The organism is Pseudomonas sp. rhizo25 (genome assembly GCF_031931935.1).
In the GTDB taxonomy this organism is placed as follows: domain Bacteria; phylum Pseudomonadota; class Gammaproteobacteria; order Pseudomonadales; family Pseudomonadaceae; genus Aquipseudomonas; species Aquipseudomonas synxantha.
This window is the reverse complement of sequence record NZ_JAUJXA010000043.1, coordinates 1-1092: the sequence shown is the minus strand read 5'-3', so window position 1 is coordinate 1092 and position 1092 is coordinate 1. Positions and strand designations below refer to the sequence as shown.

Sequence of the window (1092 nt, the reverse complement as noted above, 5' to 3'; positions counted from 1 at the left end):
CCTCACGGTGGTGACGGTGCTGGCGTTGCCGATCAATATTATTGCCGGTTTTTTTGGCATGAACGTGGGGGGTGTGCCGCTGTCCCAAGACCCGGAAGGTTTCTGGATATTGGTTGCGCTGGTCGCGACTTTTACCTTGATTGCCGGGCGCTGGGCGTTCCGAAAGCGCAAAGACTACTGACCTGAAAAATGCACTCAAAATGTGGGAGGGGCCCGATGGTGGTGTACCAGCCAAAAATAAGCTGACTGACCCACCGCCATCGGGGGCAAGCTGCGGACAAACGATGCGCTCCACGTCCCAAACACTGCCTTGCCGCCGCTCTGTAAAACTCTGGGTAATTATGTAAATTCGATATGCACATCGACTATGGGACTAGGCGCCTCCTCATATAAAAATACATCATAGGTAAGTTTAAAACGCTCTTTCAATAAATACTCTGGGATGGGTGTCTGCCAAGGTTTGTTCTGCGTTTCAACAGTGACTTGCAGAATTTTTATGGGCTGTCCCGCAACGATAAGCCGAACAAGTGAGTTCAGCTCTGACAACGAAGAAGCAGGGACCTCTACACTCAGGTCCTCCCCACGCTTTAGCCGAACATGCGCCTTCCCATCCACAACTTCTACGCCTGGGATTTTGATTTGTTCCAATGCCTTAGTCATAACAAAAGTCCTTCTGGTGAATCGATAGTTGATTAAGCAACACCGATACGTATGTAACAGCAGGCATGAACAGAGCGTCTACTGTCAAAGTTCACAGGTATGCCGATCATGCATGCCGTACAAGAGCGCAAAAAAACCACCCACACTTGCAGACCAGCGGTCCTCCTGAATCAAGCAAACACTGACCTGCCGCAGCATCACTGTAATATTTTGCAAGGATCATTAAGGCCATCTCAACGCTGCCGCCGTGGCTAAACACGCCGGTGCCACCATCAACGACACCGAGCTGGACCACAACAACAGCGGCGTGCTGGTGTACGAAGTTGAACTGACCGATACCGCCGGCAAGCAATTTGAAGTGAAGCTCGACGCCAAGACCGGCGCTGTACTGGAAGACAAGCTCGATACTTGAGACCACGCTCTACAAAACAG

The 1092-nt window shown here is 51.0% G+C and carries 2 protein-coding genes and 1 pseudogene; 2 read left to right on the top strand and 1 reads right to left on the bottom strand.

Annotated features, from left to right (window positions below; translation table 11 throughout):
- A partial coding sequence (locus QZR30_RS27845; RefSeq protein ID WP_311904073.1) for a CorA family divalent cation transporter occupies positions 1-181 on the top strand: 181 nt, incomplete at its 5' end.
- A 158-nt stretch (positions 182-339) separates the two neighbouring features.
- Here QZR30_RS27845 and QZR30_RS27840 read toward each other — a convergent pair.
- Positions 340-660, bottom strand: coding sequence for a hypothetical protein (locus tag QZR30_RS27840; RefSeq protein ID WP_046069217.1), 321 nt, complete (start codon positions 658-660; stop codon positions 340-342).
- 232 nt (positions 661-892) lie between these two features.
- On the opposite strand from QZR30_RS27840, the pseudogene QZR30_RS27835 reads away from it, so the two are divergent.
- Positions 893-1072, top strand: a pseudogene (locus tag QZR30_RS27835) (PepSY domain-containing protein); the annotation flags it as partial.
- Between the last annotated feature and the right edge of the window lie 20 nt (positions 1073-1092).